Consider the following 19,043-nt stretch of genomic DNA (forward strand, 5'->3'; position numbering starts at 1 on the left):
AACTCCTTCCGCCATGCGGAATGAAACGGCATGCCGTTAACGGAACAGCTGGCTGACGGAACGATGACTCTGGATACGCATGATAACATCGCCCAAGGCATCGGCCAGAGACAAGGTAACGATCTTTTCGGATTTCTTTTCCGGCGGAAGCGGGATCGTATTCGTGATGACAAGCTTCTCGATGGGGGATTCATTAATCCGTGCCACAGCGGGATCGCTGAGAATCGCATGTGAGCAGGAGGCAAAGATCCGCTTGGCACCGCGTTTCTCCAGTGCGCGGGCGCCCTCGCAAAGAGAACCGGCCGTATCAACGATATCGTCAATGATGACAGCCGTTTTTCCTTCCACATCACCAATGAGGTTCATGACCTCTGCACAGCCCGGCTTCGGGCGGCGTTTTTCAATGATAGCAATCGGCGCATGAAGATGGTCTGCAAGAACACGTGCCCGCGTCACTCCGCCGAGATCCGGGGAAACGACGACAACATCCTCCAGCTTCTGCTCACGGAAATAATTGGCAATGACCGGTGCTGCGGCCAAATGATCCACCGGAATATCGAAAAAGCCCTGAATCTGACCGGCATGAAGGTCCACCGTCACCACGCGGGTCACACCAGCCGTGACCATCAGATTCGCGACCAGCTTGGCGGAAATCGGCTCGCGTCCGCGAGTCTTGCGATCCTGACGGGCATAGGCATAATACGGCACAACAGCCGTGATGCTGTGTGCAGAAGCGCGCTTGCAGGCATCCGCCATAATCAGCAATTCCATGAGGTTGTCATTCACCGGATAAGAAGTCGGCTGAATGATGAAAATATCCTTGCCGCGGATACTCTCGCTGATCATGACCTGCGTTTCCCCGTTGTTGAAATGACCGACGTATGCATCACAGAGATTTACACCGATGTGATCGGCGATTTCCTTTGCCAGCTCCGGATTCGCATTACCGGTCAGGATGCATAAGTTTCCAGTGTCTAAAGCCATTTTGTAAAAATCCTCCAAACCATATTCTACTAGAAAATTTCTTCTCCCGGGCAGATCATTCCACCCTTATATAAAACAGTATAGCACTGTTTATACCCAATTGTCATAAAGCTTTCCCGAAATGTGGATGCAAAAACATCCATTCTTTCCTTATTGGTCGCGCTTATCCGTCCATCCGTCAATGTTCTTCTGGCGCGCGCGTGCAATAGCCAATGAACGGGCAGGAACTGTTTTTGTGATCGTCGAACCGGCACCGATATAAGCGCCGTCTTCTATCGTAACCGGCGCAACGAGGTTCGAATTACAGCCGACAAAAGCATCATTGCCGATTTTCGTCCGATGCTTCGTCTTGCCATCATAATTGACCGTAATGGTGCCACATCCCATATTCACGCGCTCACCCATATCGCAATCGCCGATATAAGAAAGATGCGGCAGTTTTGATCCTTTTCCGATGGTTGAATTCTTGACTTCGATGAAATTGTCGATCTTAACCCCGTCGCAAATATGCGTATCCGGACGCAAATGAACGAACTGTCCCAGCTGGACATCATCGTCTACCCTGCAGTCATGGGCAAAAAGGAACTGGCCGGTCACCCGATTCCCCATCGTGACGTTCTGCAGGCGCACAGAAGGACCGATCTCGCACTGCATGCCGATTCTCGTCCCCTTTTCCAGCCAGGTCATCGGATAAATAACCGTATCCTGTCCGACCTCCACATCGCAGTCGATATAGGTGGTATCAGGATCCATGATCGTAACGCCGCCGGCCATGAGCTCCTCGTTCTTGCGGCGGCGCAAGATTTTCTCCGCTCCGGCAAGCTGCTGGCGTGAATTGATGCCGAGTGTCGATTCGTAATCGTCCGCTGCTACCGCCCATATCTTTTCTCCCTGCTTTTGCAGAATCTCCAGTACGTCAGGCAGATAATATTCCCCCTGCGCGTTGTCGTTCGTCACCTGATCCAGCGACGCAAACAAAGCCCGCGCATCAAAGCAATAGATGCCGGAATTCACTTCGCGCACCTGAAGCTCCTCTTCGGTCGCGTCCTTATGTTCGACGATTTTCTGCACCGTTCCCGCCGGCGTGCGGATAATGCGCCCATACCCGGTCGCATCCGGCATGATTGCCGTAAGAACAGTCGCCTTTGCCCCAGCCTCGCGATGGGCATCATAAAGCTTCTTCAGCAAACCGCCCGTCAGCAGCGGAGTGTCGCCGCAGAGTACCATGACGGTTCCCGTTTCATTCTTCAATAATTCCTTTGTCTGCATGACTGCATGTCCGGTACCAAGCTGCTCCTTCTGCTCCACAAACTCCGCCTGACCGGCTAAAGCTTCGCGAACCTGCTCCCCGCCGAACCCGGTAACCACGATATTTCTTCTGGCACCAGCTTCTTTTGCCGCGTCAAGCACATGCTGAACCATTGCTTTGCCGGCGGCTTTATGAAGCACCTTGGGTAATTTCGATTTCATGCGGGTTCCTTTGCCAGCGGCAAGGATTACGGTAACTAAATCTGACATCGTTTATTGCTCCTTTATCTGTGCAGAACACGGCTTGTCCTCTGCTTTTTTCTTTCTGGATTTTGTTTTCCCTCTGGATTCGTTTTGCTTTTTCATGGCATCCATCGCTTTCAGCAAAGTCTTTTCCGAATTTTCCATATGGCGCTCAGCGGCCTTGCTGGCCGCTTTTCTATCCCCCTGAGCAATCGCTTCCACAATCGTGCGATGCTCATCCAGAGTAGCTTCCAGACGCCCCGGATACGACATGGACAAGGTGCGGAACCGAGTCAGCTGATCGCGCAGATTAGAAATGATGCCGACCAGCCGGCCATTTCGGGCAGCATGATACATCGTATCATGAAACTCAATGTCCGTCTCAACAATCTTATCCATGTTTCCTTCTTTAATATAATTGCCAATGATCACCAACAGACGCTGCAAATGCTCCAGTTCATCTGCCGTGATATGCTCGGCAGCCAGGCCATTGGACAGCGATTCCAATGCTGTACGAATCTCGAAGATCTCATTGATATCCCGAATCGACATGTTGGCGACATACGTTCCGCGGCGCGGCATCATGACTACGTAACCTTCCAATTCCAGTTTGCGGATTGCCTCGCGGACCGGCGTACGGCTCACCCCCAGCTCCTCAGCCAGCTGGATCTCCATGATCCGTTCTCCCGGCTTGAGTATCCCTTTGCGGATTGCCTCGCGCAGAGACTCGCACACCACCTCACGCAAAGGCTGGTAGCTGTCTAATCGGATTGGAGCTAGTCTTTTGTCCATTTACAATTCCCTCAATTCTGGTCGTTTCCTGTTTCAGTCATTCGTCAATTTCCCTGTCGTATGCGTCACAAAAATATCGGCATCCGTATTCTGCCGTAGAACCCCTGCAATCCGTTCTGCCCGCTCACGGCTCTCAGTCAATCCGAACACAGTTGGCCCGCTGCCGGACATCATGCTTGCCATCGCGCCCTGCTCCAGCATCATCGCTTTATACCGGGAAATGACCTCATACTTTTTAATAGTAACACTTTCAAGCACATTGCACAATAATCCGGCAATGGCTTTCCGGTCTCCACGGGCAATTTCCTCACAAATCCGCTGATTATCCGGATGAACCGCCGCACCCTGTGCATCATAATTCTGATAGGCCCAGGCCGTAGAAACCGAAAGGCGCGGTTTGGCAAGGACCAGCCAGGTCAGCGGCATATCTTCCAGACGCTTCAGAATCTCGCCGCGTCCTGTCGCCAGCATCGTTCCCTCCATCAGGCAGAACGGAATATCCGAGCCCAGCGACGCCCCAAGGTCACAGAGCGTTCGGCAGGGCAGCCCAAGCCCATACAACTCATTCATGCCGCGAAGCACCGCTGCGGCATCAGCACTGCCTCCGGCCAGCCCCGCCGCAACAGGAATACGTTTTGTCAGGTGCATTCGTACGCCGCCATCCAGCTGGTATGTCCTGCGCATTAAATCCGCTGCCCGCCATGCAAGATTTCCTTCGTCCGCACGCAGCCACGGTACACTGATGGAAAGCTGAATCGCATCCTCTGTTTTTTCCATTTCAATCGTATCATGCAATGCGACAGACTGCATGACCATCGCTACCTCATGATATCCATCCGGCCGTTTTCCCAGAACATCCAGCGTCAGATTTATTTTTGCCTTTCCTTCTACTGTGATCACCCTGTATCCGTTCCCCCTTCACTCTTATTCTTTATAAGAATAGCAATATTTGAGAGCGGGTTCAAGTGTTTCTGTGCAATCTATTGACACATTTCCTATTTTTGCAGGATAATAATAGTCAGAATTATGCAATCGAGGTCGTCATCATGAAAAAAAATCGTTGGATTCTTCTGTTTTCCGCCGCTGCCATTTTGGCCGCCATTATCAGTCTGTATCGGTACAGCGAAGGGGCTTCTGCCTCCGCAGCCATCAATATCTTTCTTTCCGTTTTGATCGTCTCCCTTCCGCTTCCTCTCTTTCTTGCGCACCGTCTCCCCCTGATTCGGGGAATGTCCCGGGCACGCCGTACATCAATCAACCTGAGCGGTTCTAAAGCGCTCTCTCTATTGGCACAGGCAGACACGATTCTTCTTCCCCGCTGCGGTGTGGTATCAAAGGGAAAGCCTTATCTCACCGGTCTGATTCCGGAGGGGACGGACTCTCATTCCCTGCTTGCTTTGGCTGCTTCCATCGAGCAAAGCTCGCTTCATCCGCTCGGTCAGGCCATCTGCAGCGCTGCCAAAGCGCGCGGCGTACAGCAAAAGATCCCGGCTGCCATCAACGAAGTTCCGTCATGCGGAGTCGAAGCACTGAGCAGCCGCACGCTCATGCGCGCAGGAAAATCCTCCTGGCTCCAACAGGAAGGCGTAATCATCCCCGCGGAATTGCTGACAAAAGCAGATCAATTCTCCCAACGCGGGCAGCTCCCGGTCTTCGTCGCAGACGGGAAAGCATGCCGCGGCATGCTCCTTTTTGACGACGACCTGTCACCGGAAAATATTACGGCTTTGCGGCGCCTGCATGATATGGGACTCCGCCTGATTATGATTACTGGCTGCAGCCGGCGCACAGCTTCCGCAGTTCAGAAAAAAGCAGGCCTGGACGAATTCCGTGCCGATCTCACGAACGAAGCCCGTCTGCGAGAATTTCAGATTCTGCAGGCCCACGGCGCCACCGTAATCGTGGCCGAGTGCCGTCTGCAACGGCTGGAAGCAGCCGGACTTCAGGCAGATTTGTTGCTAAAACTCGGAGACGAAGAACTTCCGTCGCCCGGCCCATCACATCCGGCCCTGCTCGCAGGGCGCAGTCTGCACGACCTTCCTCAGCTGATCAGGATCAGCCGCCGCACCATGAAACGCGTCCGGCAGAATCGCTTTTTTGTCGTAATCGGCTGGATGCTCCTCCTGCTTCCCGCCGCATCCGCCATCCTTTCTCCGGCTGCGGCATTCGCCGGTCAATCGCTTCTCTGTCTGCTCATTTTGATTCATTCCCTGCGCATTTAAACCAGACTGCTTTCGCAGTCTTTTTTTGTTTCTGCATTGTAATTCCCATCTTCATGATTTATAATATAATTAGTATTAATCAATAACAATTTTCCTAAAAAGGAGGCAGACTGTATGGAACCACTGCTCTTATCCCGATGGCAGTTCGCCATCACGACAACATACCATTTTCTCTTTGTCCCGATTACGCTCGGGCTCTCCATTTTCCTCGCTCTGCTCGAAACGTGCTATGTACGAACCTGCAAGCCGCGCTGGAAAGCTGTCAGCCGCAGGCTGATACGTTTCTTCGGCACATTATTCCTCATTAATTTCGCAATGGGTGTTGTTACTGGTATCGTTCAGGAATTCCATTTCGGCATGAACTGGTCGGAATATTCCCGTTTCATGGGAGATATTTTTGGTGCACCGCTGGCCATGGAAGCACTGACGGCCTTTTTCCTGGAATCCACGTTCCTCGGCATCTGGGTCTTCGGCTGGGACCGTCTTTCGGAAAAGCTGCATTGCGCCTGCATTTGGATCGTGGCAATCGGCAGCAACCTTTCCGCCTTCTGGATTCTGGTTGCCAACTCGTTTATGCAGCATCCGGTCGGCTTCGCTGTTCAGGACGGCCGCGCTGTCATGACGGATTTTCTCGCCCTGATCACGAATCACTATGTGGTCGGTGAATATTCGCATACGCTGTTTTCCGGTATTGCCACGGCCGGTTTTGTCATACTGGCCGCTTCCGCCTGGAAGATTCTGCATGATGAAGCTTCCCGCTATGCGTTTACGCAAACACTCAAGGCCGGAGCCCTGTTCACAATGATCGGTCTGGCCGGCGTCATGGGCAGTGGTCATCTCCATGCCCAGTATCTTGCGGAAGCCAATCCCATGAAGCTTTCCTCGATGGAGGCGCTATGGGAAACAGCGGATCCTGCCCCCTTCGCCATTGTCGCAGATATCAATGAAGAAAAAAGCCGCAACGATGCGGAGCTTGCCGTGCCGGGTGTATTTTCCTTCATGCTTTACAACAAACCGTCCGGTGAAGTGAAGGGCATCAACCAGCTTCAGCAGGAATATCAAAAGATATACGGCCCCGGCGATTACCGTCCGGACGTGCGCGGACTGTTCTGGAGCTTCCGCATCATGATCGCAGCAGGTGCTCTGATGATGCTGATTACCATTGCAGCAGGTGCTCTGGCCTTCCTCGGTCGGCCGCTGGCCTGCCCCTGGCTGCTGCGCATTTTACCTTTTCTTCTGCCGCTTCCCTTTATCGCGAATTCCGTTGGCTGGTATATTGCTGAGGCAGGACGTCAGCCTTGGATTGTCGTTGGCCTGCAGCGCACGGCAGAAGCCGTTTCCCCGAACCTTACGGCAGGAGAGGTCTGGCTGACTATGATCGGTTTCACGGTGCTTTATCTGGTTCTGGCCGCTATAGCGCTCTATATCGCCCTTCGCTATATTCGTCAGACCACGGTAGCAGATGAAGGGAGGAATGTATGATGGATCTCAATATCCTTTGGTTTGTGCTCATTGCGGTCCTTTTCACCGGTTTTTTCTTTTTGGAAGGGTTCGATTACGGCGTTGGCATGCTGATGCCCTTTCTCAGTGAACAGGATCGGGAGCGCTCTCAAATTCTGCGCACCATCGCCCCGGTCTGGGATGGAAATGAAGTATGGATGATTACTGCCGGCGGAGCGCTTTTCGCCGCATTCCCCCATGTTTATGCCACCATGTTCAGCGCATTCTATCTTGCTTTGTTTTTGATGCTGACGGCACTGATTCTGCGCGGCGCTGCTTTCGAGCTGCGTGGACGCACAGAAAATCCCCGCTGGCGGCGGGTCTGGGATGGCGCGATTTGCTTTGGCAGTGCTGTCCCGGCCTTTCTTTGGGGCGTGGCGGTTACCGGCCTGTTCAGCGGGCTGCCCATCGACGGACAAATGATCTTCCGCGGAACGTTTTTTACGCTGCTCACGCCGTATACCGTAATAGGAGGTCTCACCTTTCTGCTGATCTTTCTCTTTCACGGCGCCGCGTTCCTCACGCAGCGCCTCGCCGGTCAGGGGCTGATCCTCAAGGTTCGTCAGGCAGCCATCCGGGCCGGCAGCTGGGCGGTTCCCGCCTTTATCTTCTGCTTTTTACTCACGCTGACCGACACAGATCTTCTTCAGAAGCCAGCAGCAATCGTCCTTCTCTCTGCAGCAGGGCTCTTCTTTGCGGCCGGTCTCCTGCTGCTGTACCGCTCTGTGTTCCGCACAGCTTTCATCTGCAGCTCGCTGTCTATCGTATGCACTACGGCCGCGTTTTTTGCCGGCTTGTTCCCACGTCTCATGATCTCGACGCTAAACCCAGACTGGAGTCTTACGATTTACAACGCAGCGTCGACACCATACACCTTGTCCATTATGACGATTGCCGCGCTCTGTCTGGTTCCGTGCATCCTGCTTTATCAGGGATGGACGTATTGGATCTTCCGTCAGCGCGTTTCGGCTCGCGATACGGAAGCACAGGAAGATTATTAACCGATAGGAAAACATACGTATGAATCTCTTTTCATGGACTTCATGGATACGGCAGCATGCCCGCATCCTGCTCAAAGCGGCCGGAGCGGAAATGGCCTCCGTCCTGCTTACCGTTTTGACAGCCTGGGAATGCACCAATATCCTGAACGGCCTTTTCCTCTCCTCCTTTCATTCCCTAAAAGAAACAGCACCAGATTTTCTGGTGCTGTTTCTTGCGCTTGTCTTCAAAGCCCTGTCCAATCATTACCGGCAAAAAAAATGTCTGCGTCTGGCAACGAACCTGCTCTATATCTGCCGTCAGCACCTTCACCGGCACATTCTGTGTCAGCCGATAAAACAGGCAGGCACACTGCCTGTTCTGGCGATAGAAACCATCGATGCGCTGGCTCCCATGCTGACCCGCGTCCTGCCGGAGCTTCTCTCACTGCTCATCGTGCTGCCGGTTATTCTGCTTGCGGCCGCGATGACGGACGGATTATCCGCCCTGCTATTTCTGGCGACGCTGCCGATTGCTCCCTTCCTTCTCTATTTGACCGGACAGGTCACGCAAAACGCCAGCAGACGTGAATGGCACCATTTAGAAGAATTATCCGCCGGATTCCGTATTCTGTTATCCGGCATGCCGGTACTGAAACGATTCCGTCAGGAGCAGGCCCAGCGCCTGCAGCTGAAACAGTTCAGCGAGGCATTTGCCCAGTCCTCGCTTCAGGTTCTGCGCCTTGCGTTTCTCTCTTCGTTCGTGCTTGAGCTCATCACCACGCTGTCCATCGCAATCATAGCCGTCAGTATTGGTCTTCGCCTTCTGGCCGGACGTATAGACTTCCAACATGCTTTTTTCATTTTGCTGCTGACACCAGAATTCTACCAGCCGCTGCGCCAAATCGCCGCAGCATTTCATTCGGTCATGACGGCAGTAACAGCAAAAAAACGGCTGCAGCAGGAAGGGATATTCCAGCCGGCCGAACTTCAGCCTTCCTCGCCGGCAGAAGTTCGGCAGAAAGCTGCCCCGACATCTATTTCCATACGTTCGTTATTCTGGCGCTATCCTTCTGCGCAGACCGATCTCTTTCATGGACTCAGCGCAGAAATACCGGCGGGAAAGATCACCGTAATCACAGGACCGAGCGGGACAGGAAAAACCACGCTGCTGAAACTGATCGCCGGACTTTTCCCCGCTTGCAGTACCATGATCTGCCGAACCGGGGGAAATGGCGTTTCCTATGTTCCGCAGACACCGCATCTTTTCGCCGCTTCTTTGGCTGACAACCTCACGCTATTTCATTCCGCGCCCAAAGGCCCCCTGCGGTATGCGCTCCGGATGGCTTTGCTGGACCGCTGGGCCAAATCGCTTCCGAACGGCATGGACACACAACTGGGAGACGGCGGTCAGCCCCTCTCCCGCGGCCAGCGCCAGCGTCTTGGACTTGCCCGGGCCTTTCTGCAGGACCGCCCCCTGCTTCTTTTGGATGAACCTACTGCAGGTCTGGACAGGGAAACCGAGCAGCAGGTTCTTCAATCGCTATGCGCATTCCATCGCGGCCGCACGATTGTCATTGCCACACATCGCCCGGCAGTCATTGCCCTGGCCGACCACCAGATTCATCTTGAACCTCCGGAGGATTTGCCCTATGACCACCACAACTGATTACCGCCGTCTGAAGGAGCTGCTCCGCCTTGTCTCTTTTTCTTCATACGTCATCCCCCTGACAGCAGCACTGCTTTCCGCACTCTGTGCCATGGGACTGATCGGAGCGGCCGCCTGGCTGATCGCCACCGCCGCACTTCAGCCGCCTCTGGCGGCACTGACGCTGGGCATTACTGCAGTACGGGCCTGCGGAATCGGCCGGGCCGTTTTCCGCTATTTCGAACGCTGGCTGTCTCACCGGCTCGCCTTTCACTGCTATACGGAACTGCAGCTTCACCTTTACGATATAGCAGCCCGGCTTCTGCCGCTTCGCAGCGGAGCAATCGCACAGGGAAGCTTTCTGCAGACGCTTACCACAGGATGTGCCACTTTGCGCGATTTTTATCTGCGCTGCTTGTTTCCTCCGGTCACGGTTCTGCTCCTCGCGCTGGCCGGATGCGCGGCTCTTTTTCCGTTCTGCCCTGCCGCAGCATCACTTTTTCTACTCATTCCGATCCCTCATCTTCTGCTTCCTCTGATCTTCGACCGCACAGCCCCCGACGAAAAGGAACAATCCGTCTACCGATCCGCTCTGCTCGATCTTGCAGCAGGACAAGACGAACTGAGAGCAGGAGGAAATCGTCCGGAGGTTCTTCTGCGGCTGAACCGGCAGGCATCAGCCTTCGGCTGCTGCCTGCTGGCCCGCCAACGCCGCCTGTCGCGAACCGATTTTTTCCTGCAAATATTTGATGCCGGCTTTTTCCTTTTTTTCTTTCTCCTCCTGTGCCAGGCGGTCTTATCCGGCAGCCTTTCTTTCATCGGCTGCGGTGTCTGGCTGATGCTGGGAACGGCATTCCTGACCGAACTCCGTTCCACCGCCCCCGCCATGCGTCAGTGGCATCTGACCCGCAAAGCGCTTCAGCGGATGGCACCGCTTCCCGCTCCGCCCTTACCGCAAGCAGAGGAGCCTCCTTCTCTTTCCGCTCCCCTGCTTGCGGTAAAGGACCTTGGCTTTAGTTATCAGCCAGGCGTCCCGGTTCTGCAGCATCTCTCCTTCACCATCCATGCCGGACAACATACGGCAATCGTTGGCGAAAGCGGCTGCGGCAAGACCACACTTGCCGGGCTGCTCACTGCTTTCTGGGCGCCGGATTCCGGAAAGATTCTCGTACAAGGCCGGGATACGGCCAATATGACGGCCGATTGTATTCGTTCCTTTTTCGGATCTTCTCTGCAGGGAAGCTTTATTTTCCCCTGGTCCATCCGCGATTGCTTCACCCGGCTTCATCCCGGTATTTCTGAAGAACAAATCCATTTTTTCCTTCACCTTGCCAATCTGGACAATCTGATCGAACATCTTCCGCAAGGGATCGAAACACCGCCGGGCGAAAATGGATCGCACCTTTCCGGCGGACAGCGAAATCGTCTGCTCACCGCATTAGCACTTGCCAGTCAGGCTCCAATTCTGCTGCTTGATGAGCCAACAGCCGGACTGGATCAGAAAACGGCCACCATCATGATGAACCGCATTCTCCTGTATCTGGACCGCCAGAAACAGACACTGCTCCTCATCACGCATGACCCGCTGGCTCTTTCCCGGGTTCAGCAGGTCATACGGCTCCGCTAAGAAATCATCGCATGACCTGATCGTAATCCCGCCCACGGATCATTCTCCTGCGCGAGGTATCAAAAGACGGGTTAATCACGCTCTTGGCCGCATTGTATTCAGGAGTCCGGATATCCAGTATATCCAGAATAGTATGAATCATGTCATCCGTCATATACGGACGATGAACCGCAGCACAAATTGCCTGCCATTTCTCAGGATGTTTCTGCCGATAAGACGGGGATGCCCAGAAAATCAGCGGGACTTCTACCTGCTGATGATTGGGATTCTCCTCGACATGACCAGAAAAATTGCTGCCGTCATCATAGATGGTTTCCCCATGATCCGGCAGATAAATGACAATCGCTTCTTTATCCCGGAACATCCCCATCAACGAACTGACTACAAAATCATTGTAAAACATCGCATTCTCATACTGGGCGATTTCCACCCGCTTCTCCTCCGTCAGAGCATCCTGCGACGGAGGAACATCGTCCTTTGTGAATTTCGTAAACAGATAGGGAAACCGCATATAATATAGGCCATGTCCCCCCATGAGATGCAGAACATAAAAGTTTTTTCCCGCTGGATGCTGCAGCGCCTGTTCCACCAAAGGAAACAACTCCTCATCCAAACGCCCGCTGTCTTCGTGAGACTCCCGGAGCTGCGTATATTGACGGACATCGCTGCGCTGTGCGAACAGCTGTGCAACGTTCCCCCATATCCCGGAGCTTTCCTGATTAGACAGCCAGTACGTGCGATAACCGGCCGCCTTCATCACATCAATGAGATTATTGCATTGATACCATTCCCGATCCGATTCGACGTCATGGAACGTAAAGAGCTCCCGAAGCACAGCCACCGTAGCACTCTGCGGACTGATTACATCCCGGTATACCGCCAGTTCCCCTTTTTGATTGAGTTCATCGAGATTCGGCGTATTTTCCAGCGGATATCCATAAAGATGCAGCCGGTCCCGATTCGTTGATTCCCCCAATATAAAGACGACATAGGGAACCGTACTGCCGTTTTCCGTAATCGTCACATCGTCAGCAGCCTCTTCCCGAAGCTTCTCGAAGGCACGGATATTCCGGATAGCTGTATCCGCCGAACGCGTCATGCGGACAACAGGAATATCCAGAGAATCGTTAACGATAAAAGAATGATACGAATGCAAAAGACAAAGGCCGGCTCCCGATCCAGCCAGCAGAAAGACCGGAAGAATCCGGCTGCGCTTGTGTCTTGAAGGCGCCGACAGCCGCTGCCGGTTTAAAAAGCGCCATAACAGCCCGGACAGCGCCACAATGCCCAGAAACACAATCACGCCCCGGACGCCAATGTACATGCGCAAAAATTCTCCGGCCTCATGAACATTCGTCTGCAAAACCGCCGTAACAATTCCCGCTCCGACCAGCGTCTGATACTGATAGATCGAAAACCATTCCAGCAGGCTGAGCAGCAGGGAAACCAGCAACGCAGTATGGGCAAGGAGGCGGCGCAGCCATACATATGGCAGAAGTTCCACAATAAGGACAAACACCATCACGCCAGCCAGAAGAAAAACCGCATCCACAAAAAGCACACCCAGCTGATCCCATCGGTACATGTGGATATTCTGCCAGACGATCGGAGAAAAATTCAGAACAAACAAACTGAAAACCAGCCCCGGACGCTGTTCTGCAATCTGCTGTATCCGCGCCCACAGTTTCAGTATCGCTGCTTTGCTATGCACTGGAAAAGCCTCCCTCAAACATGATATAATGATTTCATTATACAACATTTGGGAGGCTTTTTTCATGACGCAGGAAGAATTTCATAAACTCGTACATATCGTAATGGAAACGCCGGCTAAACCGCCGGAGACCCTCTTTGCCGGCGGAATGGACAACTGGCATGCCCGCGCTCGTCTGGCGCATTTTCTTTCCATGAAAGGCATCGATCACACCGATGAGGCCATGGAGCTTTTTCACAGTATTGTCGAAGAACCGATTCAAGAAGAATCGGCTGAGGATGTAGAAGAAAAAGTCTATGCCCTGCAGCGTCTAAGTTCATTGGAAAGAGAACAGGGGCAGAACGAGCCTGCTCTCCGCCATATCGACCTGGCCATTGAGCTGGCAGAATCGACCGATTTTCTCTACAAATACATCCTGCGCGGTGAGCTATGGGCTGACCGCTGGAATCTGATGCACCGGATGGATATGACTCAGGATGCCGAAGCAGAAGCAGACGAACGGATCGCCGCCTATCAGGATATCCCCGCGCTCCATAACAGCTATCTCTACTATGGATACCGCTTCAAAGCCCAGCTGGCGGCAGAGCGCGGTACAACGCTCATTGCCAAGGATTATATGCACATGGCCATCCATGCCATGGAAATCCCCCCGCAGTATCAGGCCGGTCTGGAAAAGGCATTTTCAGCCACGCACGACAATGCGTCCTGGATTCTAAGTGAAGTAGATCATGCGACGCCGAATCCGGATACCTTGCACTGGGATATCTGATACGAAAAAAAACGGAGCATCGATTGTTACTCACAACAATCGCGCTCCGCTTTTTTTTGCATGGCTTCTGCCTTCCGTTTTGCCCTCCGCTCCCGGAAAAAGCGCTTCATCATTCCAGCACATTCTTCCTGCATAACTCCTGCCGTAATATCCGGGCAATGATTCAAGGCTTCATTGCCCGGTATATTGAACACCGACTCACAGGCGCCCGCCCTCGCATCTGTGCTTCCGTACACCACACGGTCTAACCGGCTCATGACGATTGCTCCGGCACACATTGGGCATGGCTCAATCGTCACATAAAGCGTAAGGCCGGACAATCGCCAGCGTGCCAAACGGCGGCAGGCTTCCTGAATCACAATAAGCTCCGCATGAGCCGTTGCATCCTGCCAAGTTTCCCGCATATTGTGACCGCGGGCCACCACCTGCCCCGTTTCATCTACCAAAACAGCTCCAATCGGCACCTCTTCAAGATCATAGGCTTTCTGTGCCTCCTGCAAGGCCATCATCATATACTTCCTGTCATCCAGCGTCATGCGTTTTCCTTTCCGCCTCGCGAAGATCCGGTTTCTCCTCATAAAACAGAGACTGCGTGGGTCTGACCGAAAGATCCAGACGATAAGCCTCCGTCAGCTCAGAATCTGCCTGCTCCTCGCCAGAATTCCGATTCTTCATCTCATGACTCAGCATACGGGAAAATTGTTTCCGGTCCCGGCGCGTGTCATCATAGCCTTCCCTGCGTTTAAAAAAACGGTCGATTCCCTTCGCGATCCCCTTAATTCCAGCAATGCGCTCAATGCGGTCAATCATGATGAACACCTCCTTCGAAGCATCGTTCTTCCTCATCGCCCCAACGGCCTCTTCATGTAATATATCGTCATTCTTCTCTTCAAAATTAAGTATTGCAAGAAAAAAGGTTCCCGCCCAATCAGCAGGAACCTTTTTCTGTCTCTCGCAAAAAGAGAATTATTTGAGTGCTTCATCGAGTTTGGCATTCGTGTCGCGCGCAGCCTGTACGCTGGCCTCGAACTTCGCCTTCTCATCGCCCTCAAGCTTGAGCTCAACGATTTTCTCCATGCCGTCTTTACCGAGAATAACCGGAACGCCGACGCAGAGGTCTTTTTCGCCATACTCGCCATCAAGATAGACACAGCAAGGCATGAGCTTCTTGGAATCCAGTGCGATTGCCTCCACCATAGCAGCAGCAGCAGCGCCCGGCGCATACCATGCGGAAGTACCCAGCAGCCCGGTAAGCGTAGCTCCGCCGACCTTCGTCTGAGCAACAACATCATCCAATGCTTCCTTGGAGAGGAATTCCGTGACAGGAATACCGCGGTACGTAGCAATGCTCGTGAGCGGAACCATCGTCTTATCGTTATGTCCGCCGATAACCATTCCGTCAATATCCGTCGGAGTTGCCTTATAGCCGGCCTTCTCCAATGCCTTGGACAGGAAATAACGGAAACGGCTGCTGTCAAGCATGCCGCCCTGACCGATGACGCGGTTGCGCGGAAGCTTGGAATCTTTCAGCGTCAGGAAAGTCATCGTGTCCATCGGGTTGGAAATGATGATGAAGATCGCATTGGGAGAATATTTCACAGCCTGATCCACTACACCCTTGACGATTTTGGCATTAACACCGATCAGTTCTTCGCGGGTCATACCCGGTTTGCGCGGCATACCGGAAGTAACGACGACCACATCGGAACCAGCCGTCGGAGCATAGCCGTTCTCATCACCGATCTCAGCCGTAACGCCGATAACCGTTGTGTCAAAGTTAAGCAGATGAGACGTCTGCATGATATCCATGGCCTTGCCTTCTGCATAGCCCTTCTTGATATCTACGAGCATGACCTCGCTGCAGAAATTCTTTCCTGCCAGAACATTTGCCACGGTAGCGCCAACGTTACCTGCACCAACCACTGTTACTTTCATAATAAATTGCCTCCTTATCATTTGGAAACGGTTTACCCTGCAAAATCAATAAAGAAAACCGCTTTCGGAATGCCTAATATCATGAATCCTGCTTATGATTCACTACGTGTAAATTATAACAAAGTACCTAATAAAAATCAATCGTTTTTCCCGATATTTTTTATTTTACTATAAACTATAATTATTTGTTAGACCATATCTATAAAAAGAAAAAACGGGAAAGACTTAACGGTAAGCCTTCCCCGTCCATTCCGCTGTGTATCAGGACTGCTCTTCAAACATATCTTTGCCGACGCCGCAAAGCGGGCAGACAAAATCATCCGGCAGATCCTCAAACTTCACGCCCGGAGCCAGATCGTAATCCGGATCTCCCTTTGCTTCATCGTAAATCCAACCACATACGGAACAAACCCAGATCTTCATAAGCGTTCCTCCCAAACTTATCTACTCATTTTCGCTATAAAGAATAATTCTCCCTTTCTATGAAAACTCCTGCCTGTATGAGAATTATTTTTTCCGGCATCGTGCGGCAATGCAGGAAAAGAAGGAATAAGGCACAGCCATATTCCCCGCTATGCCGGTTCCCATTTCCACGCCGGGGCGATTTTCTCCATGAAAGTCCGTTCCGCCAGTCGGAAGAAGGTCATACTTCTCTATCATATAGCCGGCAAAATCCGCATCATCCGGTGTATAATTCGGATAATAGCGCTCCATACCATCCAGCCCCATTTGATGCAGCTGCAGGATCGCCGTCTCCTGTTCCTTTCGCGTCAGTCCCTTTAAGCCGATTTCCTTATGAAAATGAGCCAGCGATGTGATTCCTCCCGCCTCGTGAATCAGGGGAAGAGCCTCCTCCGCCGTAATACTGAAGTCCAGCCCCAGTGCCGAAGCCGCAGGATCCAGATAGTGATCCCATAATGGCTGCGCACGGTCATAAAGATGAAGCGATACCAGATAGCGCATGATCGCATAACGATCCAACGGACGCCCTTCCGATGCATAAGCACGCACCTGATCCAGAGAAATATCTACCCCCTTCTGTTGTATAAAATCGATGAGCTCCGGAATACGTCCTTCTTTGATGGCCCGAATTCGCCGGTACAACATCCGGAACGCGGGGTGCGTTTCATCAAAGCCCAGGCAGACGATATGGATTTTTCGTCCATGGTAATCCGCTGTGAGTTCCATTCCCGGAAGGAATTCCACTCCAGCTTTTTCCGCCGCTTCGGCAGCCGCCTGATTTCCGGCGATAACATCATGATCGGTCAGCGCAAATGCCGAAAGGCCGCACTGCTTCGCCAATCCGGCCAGTTCGGCCGGGCGGACGCTCCCATCGGATATATCCGAATGAACATGCAGATCAATTGTCTTCATGATTTCTTTTCTTCCTTTCCCTGGAATTCTCTTCTGGCCTGAAAGAACTGATAGACAGCCTCCGCCGCCGGCAGATTCATCCCCGGCGCCGCAGCCAGCTCTTCGACGCTGGCCGCCTTAATCTTATTCATCGTCCCGAAATGGGTCCAAAGCGACTGTCTGCGCTTCGGACCAATGCCTACAATATGATCGAGAACCGAAACCAGATTGCGCTTGCCGCGCAGCTTCCGATGATAAGTAATGGCAAAACGATGCGCTTCATCGCGAATACGCTGGATCAGATACAATGCCTGACTATGCCGCGGCAAGATAACCGGATCCGGATCGCCCTCCGTAAAAATCCATTCGAACTGCTTAGCCAGACCGACCACGGGAACCTTCTTATGCCCGGCAGCCTGCCGGATAATTTCCAGCGCAGACGACAGCTGGCCTTTGCCGCCGTCGATGACGATCAAATCCGGCAGTTCATTCTCCGGCAACCCTACATAACGGCGCGTGGTCACTTCCCGCATCGACAGAAAATCATCCGGTTTCCCTTCTGTGCTGCGAATCTTAAAGCGCCGGTAATCAGATTTTTTCGGCAGCCCTCCTTCAAAAACAACCATGGATGCCACGGTTTCACTTCCCTGAATGTGCGAGATATCGAAACACTCCATCCGTTCCGGCGGTTTATCCAAACCAAGATAGCGGCCCAGCTCCGCTACTGCGCCACGTGTGCGCTCGTCTGCCTGCCGGATGCGGGCAGCCTCATCCGATAAATATTTCGCGGCATTTCCCTCAGCCATGGCAACAATATCATGTTTTGTCCCCCGCTGCGGACAAAGCAGTTGAACTCTGGCTTTCTTCTTTTCGAAAAGCCAGTCTTCCAACAGTCCGCGTGCATCAGGCGGCAACTCCGCAGGAAGAAGAATCTCCCGGGGAATAAAGGCTGCCCGATGATAATATTGCTGCAGAAATGCCGTAAGAATATCCTCATCGCTTTCCTGCTCACTTCCCTGAAGCAAAAAATGTTCCCGGCCCACCATTTTTCCGGCACGAATGAAAAAGACCTGAACCACAACACCAACTTCCGAGCGCGCCATCCCCACTGCATCCTGATCACCGGAACCTGTAATGATGTTCTGCTTTTCCGCAATTTTCCGTACAGCCAGCAGCTGATCCCGCAATCGGGCCGCCAGTTCAAAGTGAAAGGCCTTTGCCGCAGCCTCCATGCGGTAGCGCAGTTCCCGCTCCACATCTCCGGTCCGCCCTTCCAGAAACAAAAGAACAGACCGAATCATAGCATCATATTCTTTTTTCTCCACCTTGCCCGCGCACGGAGCCAGGCAGCGCTTGATATGATATTCCAAACAAGGACGTTCCTGCAAATGCCGGCAGGTTCGCAAAGGAAAGAGGCGCCGAAGCAGCTTTAGGCTCTCATGTACTGCCGTTGCATTCGTATACGGACCAAAATACCGCGCGCCGTCTCGGAGTACGCGCCGTGTAATCACCACCCGGGGAAACGGTTCCTGCACAGTGACCTTCACATAAGGATAGCTCTTATCATCCTTCAAGCTGATATTATACCGTGGCCGATGCTTTTTGATCAGATTGCATTCTAAAATCAGCGCCTCAACTTCGGAATGGGTCATGATGATCTCAAAATCCGCAATATGAGAAACCATTGCCCGGACCTTCGGCGTATGATTTTTGCCAGACTGAAAATACTGACGTACCCGATTTTTGAGCACTACGGCCTTGCCCACATAAATGATCCTTCCCTGTGCGTCCTTCATAAGATAGACGCCAGGCTTGTCCGGCAGCAGCTTCAATTTCTCTTCTACGATCTCTGTCATCTGCTCACTTCCTTTCTGCACCATCCTCAGATACGGTTTATTATACTCCACTTTGCGAAAAAAGGGGTATACAATATAAACAATTCTTTCAGAGCATGGTATAAATAACTCGTATCTATTATTGCTTTTCTCCAACAATTGTGCTACAATTCGATACATAAATTAGAAGCAGGTCCTA

Annotated in this window: 17 protein-coding genes; 6 read left to right on the plus strand and 11 right to left on the minus strand. The window is 52.6% G+C overall.

Annotated features, from left to right (window positions below; all coding sequences use genetic code 11):
• Positions 1-36 precede the first annotated feature (36 nt).
• From FYJ78_RS06855 to ispE, 4 genes are all read right to left on the minus strand, one after another.
• Positions 37-984: a ribose-phosphate diphosphokinase gene (locus FYJ78_RS06855; RefSeq protein WP_154620654.1), complete on the minus strand. Its 948-nt coding sequence runs from the start codon at positions 982-984 to the stop codon at positions 37-39.
• Between the two features lie 150 nt (positions 985-1,134).
• Positions 1,135-2,502, minus strand: a complete 1,368-nt coding sequence (gene glmU, locus FYJ78_RS06860; protein WP_154620655.1) for a bifunctional UDP-N-acetylglucosamine diphosphorylase/glucosamine-1-phosphate N-acetyltransferase GlmU — start codon at positions 2,500-2,502, stop codon at positions 1,135-1,137.
• Positions 2,503-2,505: 3 nt separating this feature from the next.
• Positions 2,506-3,267: a GntR family transcriptional regulator gene (locus FYJ78_RS06865; RefSeq protein ID WP_154620656.1), complete on the minus strand. Its 762-nt coding sequence runs from the start codon at positions 3,265-3,267 to the stop codon at positions 2,506-2,508.
• A 33-nt stretch (positions 3,268-3,300) separates the two neighbouring features.
• Positions 3,301-4,167 carry a 4-(cytidine 5'-diphospho)-2-C-methyl-D-erythritol kinase gene (gene ispE, locus FYJ78_RS06870; RefSeq protein ID WP_328597668.1) on the minus strand — a complete coding sequence of 289 codons (867 nt, stop codon included), beginning with the start codon at positions 4,165-4,167 and terminating at the stop codon, positions 3,301-3,303.
• 146 nt (positions 4,168-4,313) lie between these two features.
• Between ispE and FYJ78_RS06875 the strand changes: the two genes are divergently transcribed.
• The 5 genes from FYJ78_RS06875 (at position 4,314) to FYJ78_RS06895 (ending at position 11,241) form a co-directional block, all read left to right on the plus strand.
• A complete protein-coding gene (locus tag FYJ78_RS06875; RefSeq protein WP_154620657.1) occupies positions 4,314-5,489 on the plus strand; it encodes an HAD family hydrolase in 1,176 nt (391 codons plus the stop codon).
• 114 nt (positions 5,490-5,603) lie between these two features.
• The gene (locus tag FYJ78_RS06880; protein WP_154620658.1) at positions 5,604-6,971 is read left to right on the plus strand and encodes a cytochrome ubiquinol oxidase subunit I; all 1,368 of its coding nucleotides are present in this window, start codon (positions 5,604-5,606) and stop codon (positions 6,969-6,971) included.
• Positions 6,971-7,990 (plus strand): cytochrome d ubiquinol oxidase subunit II, encoded by a 1,020-nt coding sequence (gene cydB, locus FYJ78_RS06885; RefSeq protein ID WP_154620717.1) that lies wholly within the window; start codon positions 6,971-6,973, stop codon positions 7,988-7,990. The genes FYJ78_RS06880 and cydB overlap by 1 nt, the downstream gene beginning before the upstream one ends.
• A 19-nt stretch (positions 7,991-8,009) precedes the next feature.
• Positions 8,010-9,635, plus strand: a complete 1,626-nt coding sequence (locus FYJ78_RS06890) for an ABC transporter ATP-binding protein/permease (protein ID WP_154620659.1) — start codon at positions 8,010-8,012, stop codon at positions 9,633-9,635.
• Positions 9,619-11,241: an ATP-binding cassette domain-containing protein gene (locus tag FYJ78_RS06895; RefSeq protein WP_195847898.1), complete on the plus strand. Its 1,623-nt coding sequence runs from the start codon at positions 9,619-9,621 to the stop codon at positions 11,239-11,241. Before FYJ78_RS06890 ends, FYJ78_RS06895 begins: the two co-directional genes overlap by 17 nt.
• Before the next feature lie 4 nt (positions 11,242-11,245).
• Here FYJ78_RS06895 and FYJ78_RS06900 read toward each other — a convergent pair whose 3' ends face one another.
• Complete coding sequence (locus tag FYJ78_RS06900) at positions 11,246-12,952, minus strand: phosphoethanolamine transferase family protein (RefSeq protein WP_328597669.1); 1,707 nt, start codon at positions 12,950-12,952, stop codon at positions 11,246-11,248.
• A gap of 64 nt (positions 12,953-13,016) precedes the next feature.
• Here FYJ78_RS06900 and FYJ78_RS06905 point away from each other — a divergent pair, with 64 nt between their 5' ends.
• A complete protein-coding gene (locus tag FYJ78_RS06905; RefSeq protein ID WP_154620662.1) occupies positions 13,017-13,721 on the plus strand; it encodes a tetratricopeptide repeat protein in 705 nt (234 codons plus the stop codon).
• A gap of 26 nt (positions 13,722-13,747) precedes the next feature.
• Here FYJ78_RS06905 and tadA read toward each other — a convergent pair whose 3' ends face one another.
• The 6 genes from tadA to uvrC all read right to left on the minus strand — a co-directional run bounded on the left by tadA (position 13,748) and on the right by uvrC (position 18,865).
• On the minus strand, positions 13,748-14,233 hold the full coding sequence (tadA, locus tag FYJ78_RS06910) for a tRNA adenosine(34) deaminase TadA (RefSeq protein ID WP_235899919.1): 486 nt from the start codon (positions 14,231-14,233) through the stop codon (positions 13,748-13,750).
• 10 nt (positions 14,234-14,243) lie between these two features.
• Positions 14,244-14,567, minus strand: coding sequence for a hypothetical protein (locus tag FYJ78_RS06915; protein ID WP_154620664.1), 324 nt, complete (start codon positions 14,565-14,567; stop codon positions 14,244-14,246).
• A 120-nt stretch (positions 14,568-14,687) separates the two neighbouring features.
• On the minus strand, positions 14,688-15,656 hold the full coding sequence (locus FYJ78_RS06920; protein ID WP_154620665.1) for a malate dehydrogenase: 969 nt from the start codon (positions 15,654-15,656) through the stop codon (positions 14,688-14,690).
• Positions 15,657-15,917: 261 nt separating this feature from the next.
• Positions 15,918-16,079 (minus strand): rubredoxin, encoded by a 162-nt coding sequence (locus tag FYJ78_RS06925; RefSeq protein ID WP_154620666.1) that lies wholly within the window; start codon positions 16,077-16,079, stop codon positions 15,918-15,920.
• An 84-nt stretch (positions 16,080-16,163) separates the two neighbouring features.
• Positions 16,164-17,030: a PHP domain-containing protein gene (locus FYJ78_RS06930; RefSeq protein ID WP_154620667.1), complete on the minus strand. Its 867-nt coding sequence runs from the start codon at positions 17,028-17,030 to the stop codon at positions 16,164-16,166.
• Positions 17,027-18,865: an excinuclease ABC subunit UvrC gene (uvrC, locus tag FYJ78_RS06935; protein WP_154620668.1), complete on the minus strand. Its 1,839-nt coding sequence runs from the start codon at positions 18,863-18,865 to the stop codon at positions 17,027-17,029. Before uvrC ends, FYJ78_RS06930 begins: the two co-directional genes overlap by 4 nt.
• Between the last annotated feature and the right edge of the window lie 178 nt (positions 18,866-19,043).

Origin of the sequence: Wylensekiella montiformis (assembly GCF_009697385.1) — a bacterium.
Lineage (GTDB): Bacteria > Bacillota > Negativicutes > Selenomonadales > Selenomonadaceae > Selenomonas_A > Selenomonas_A montiformis.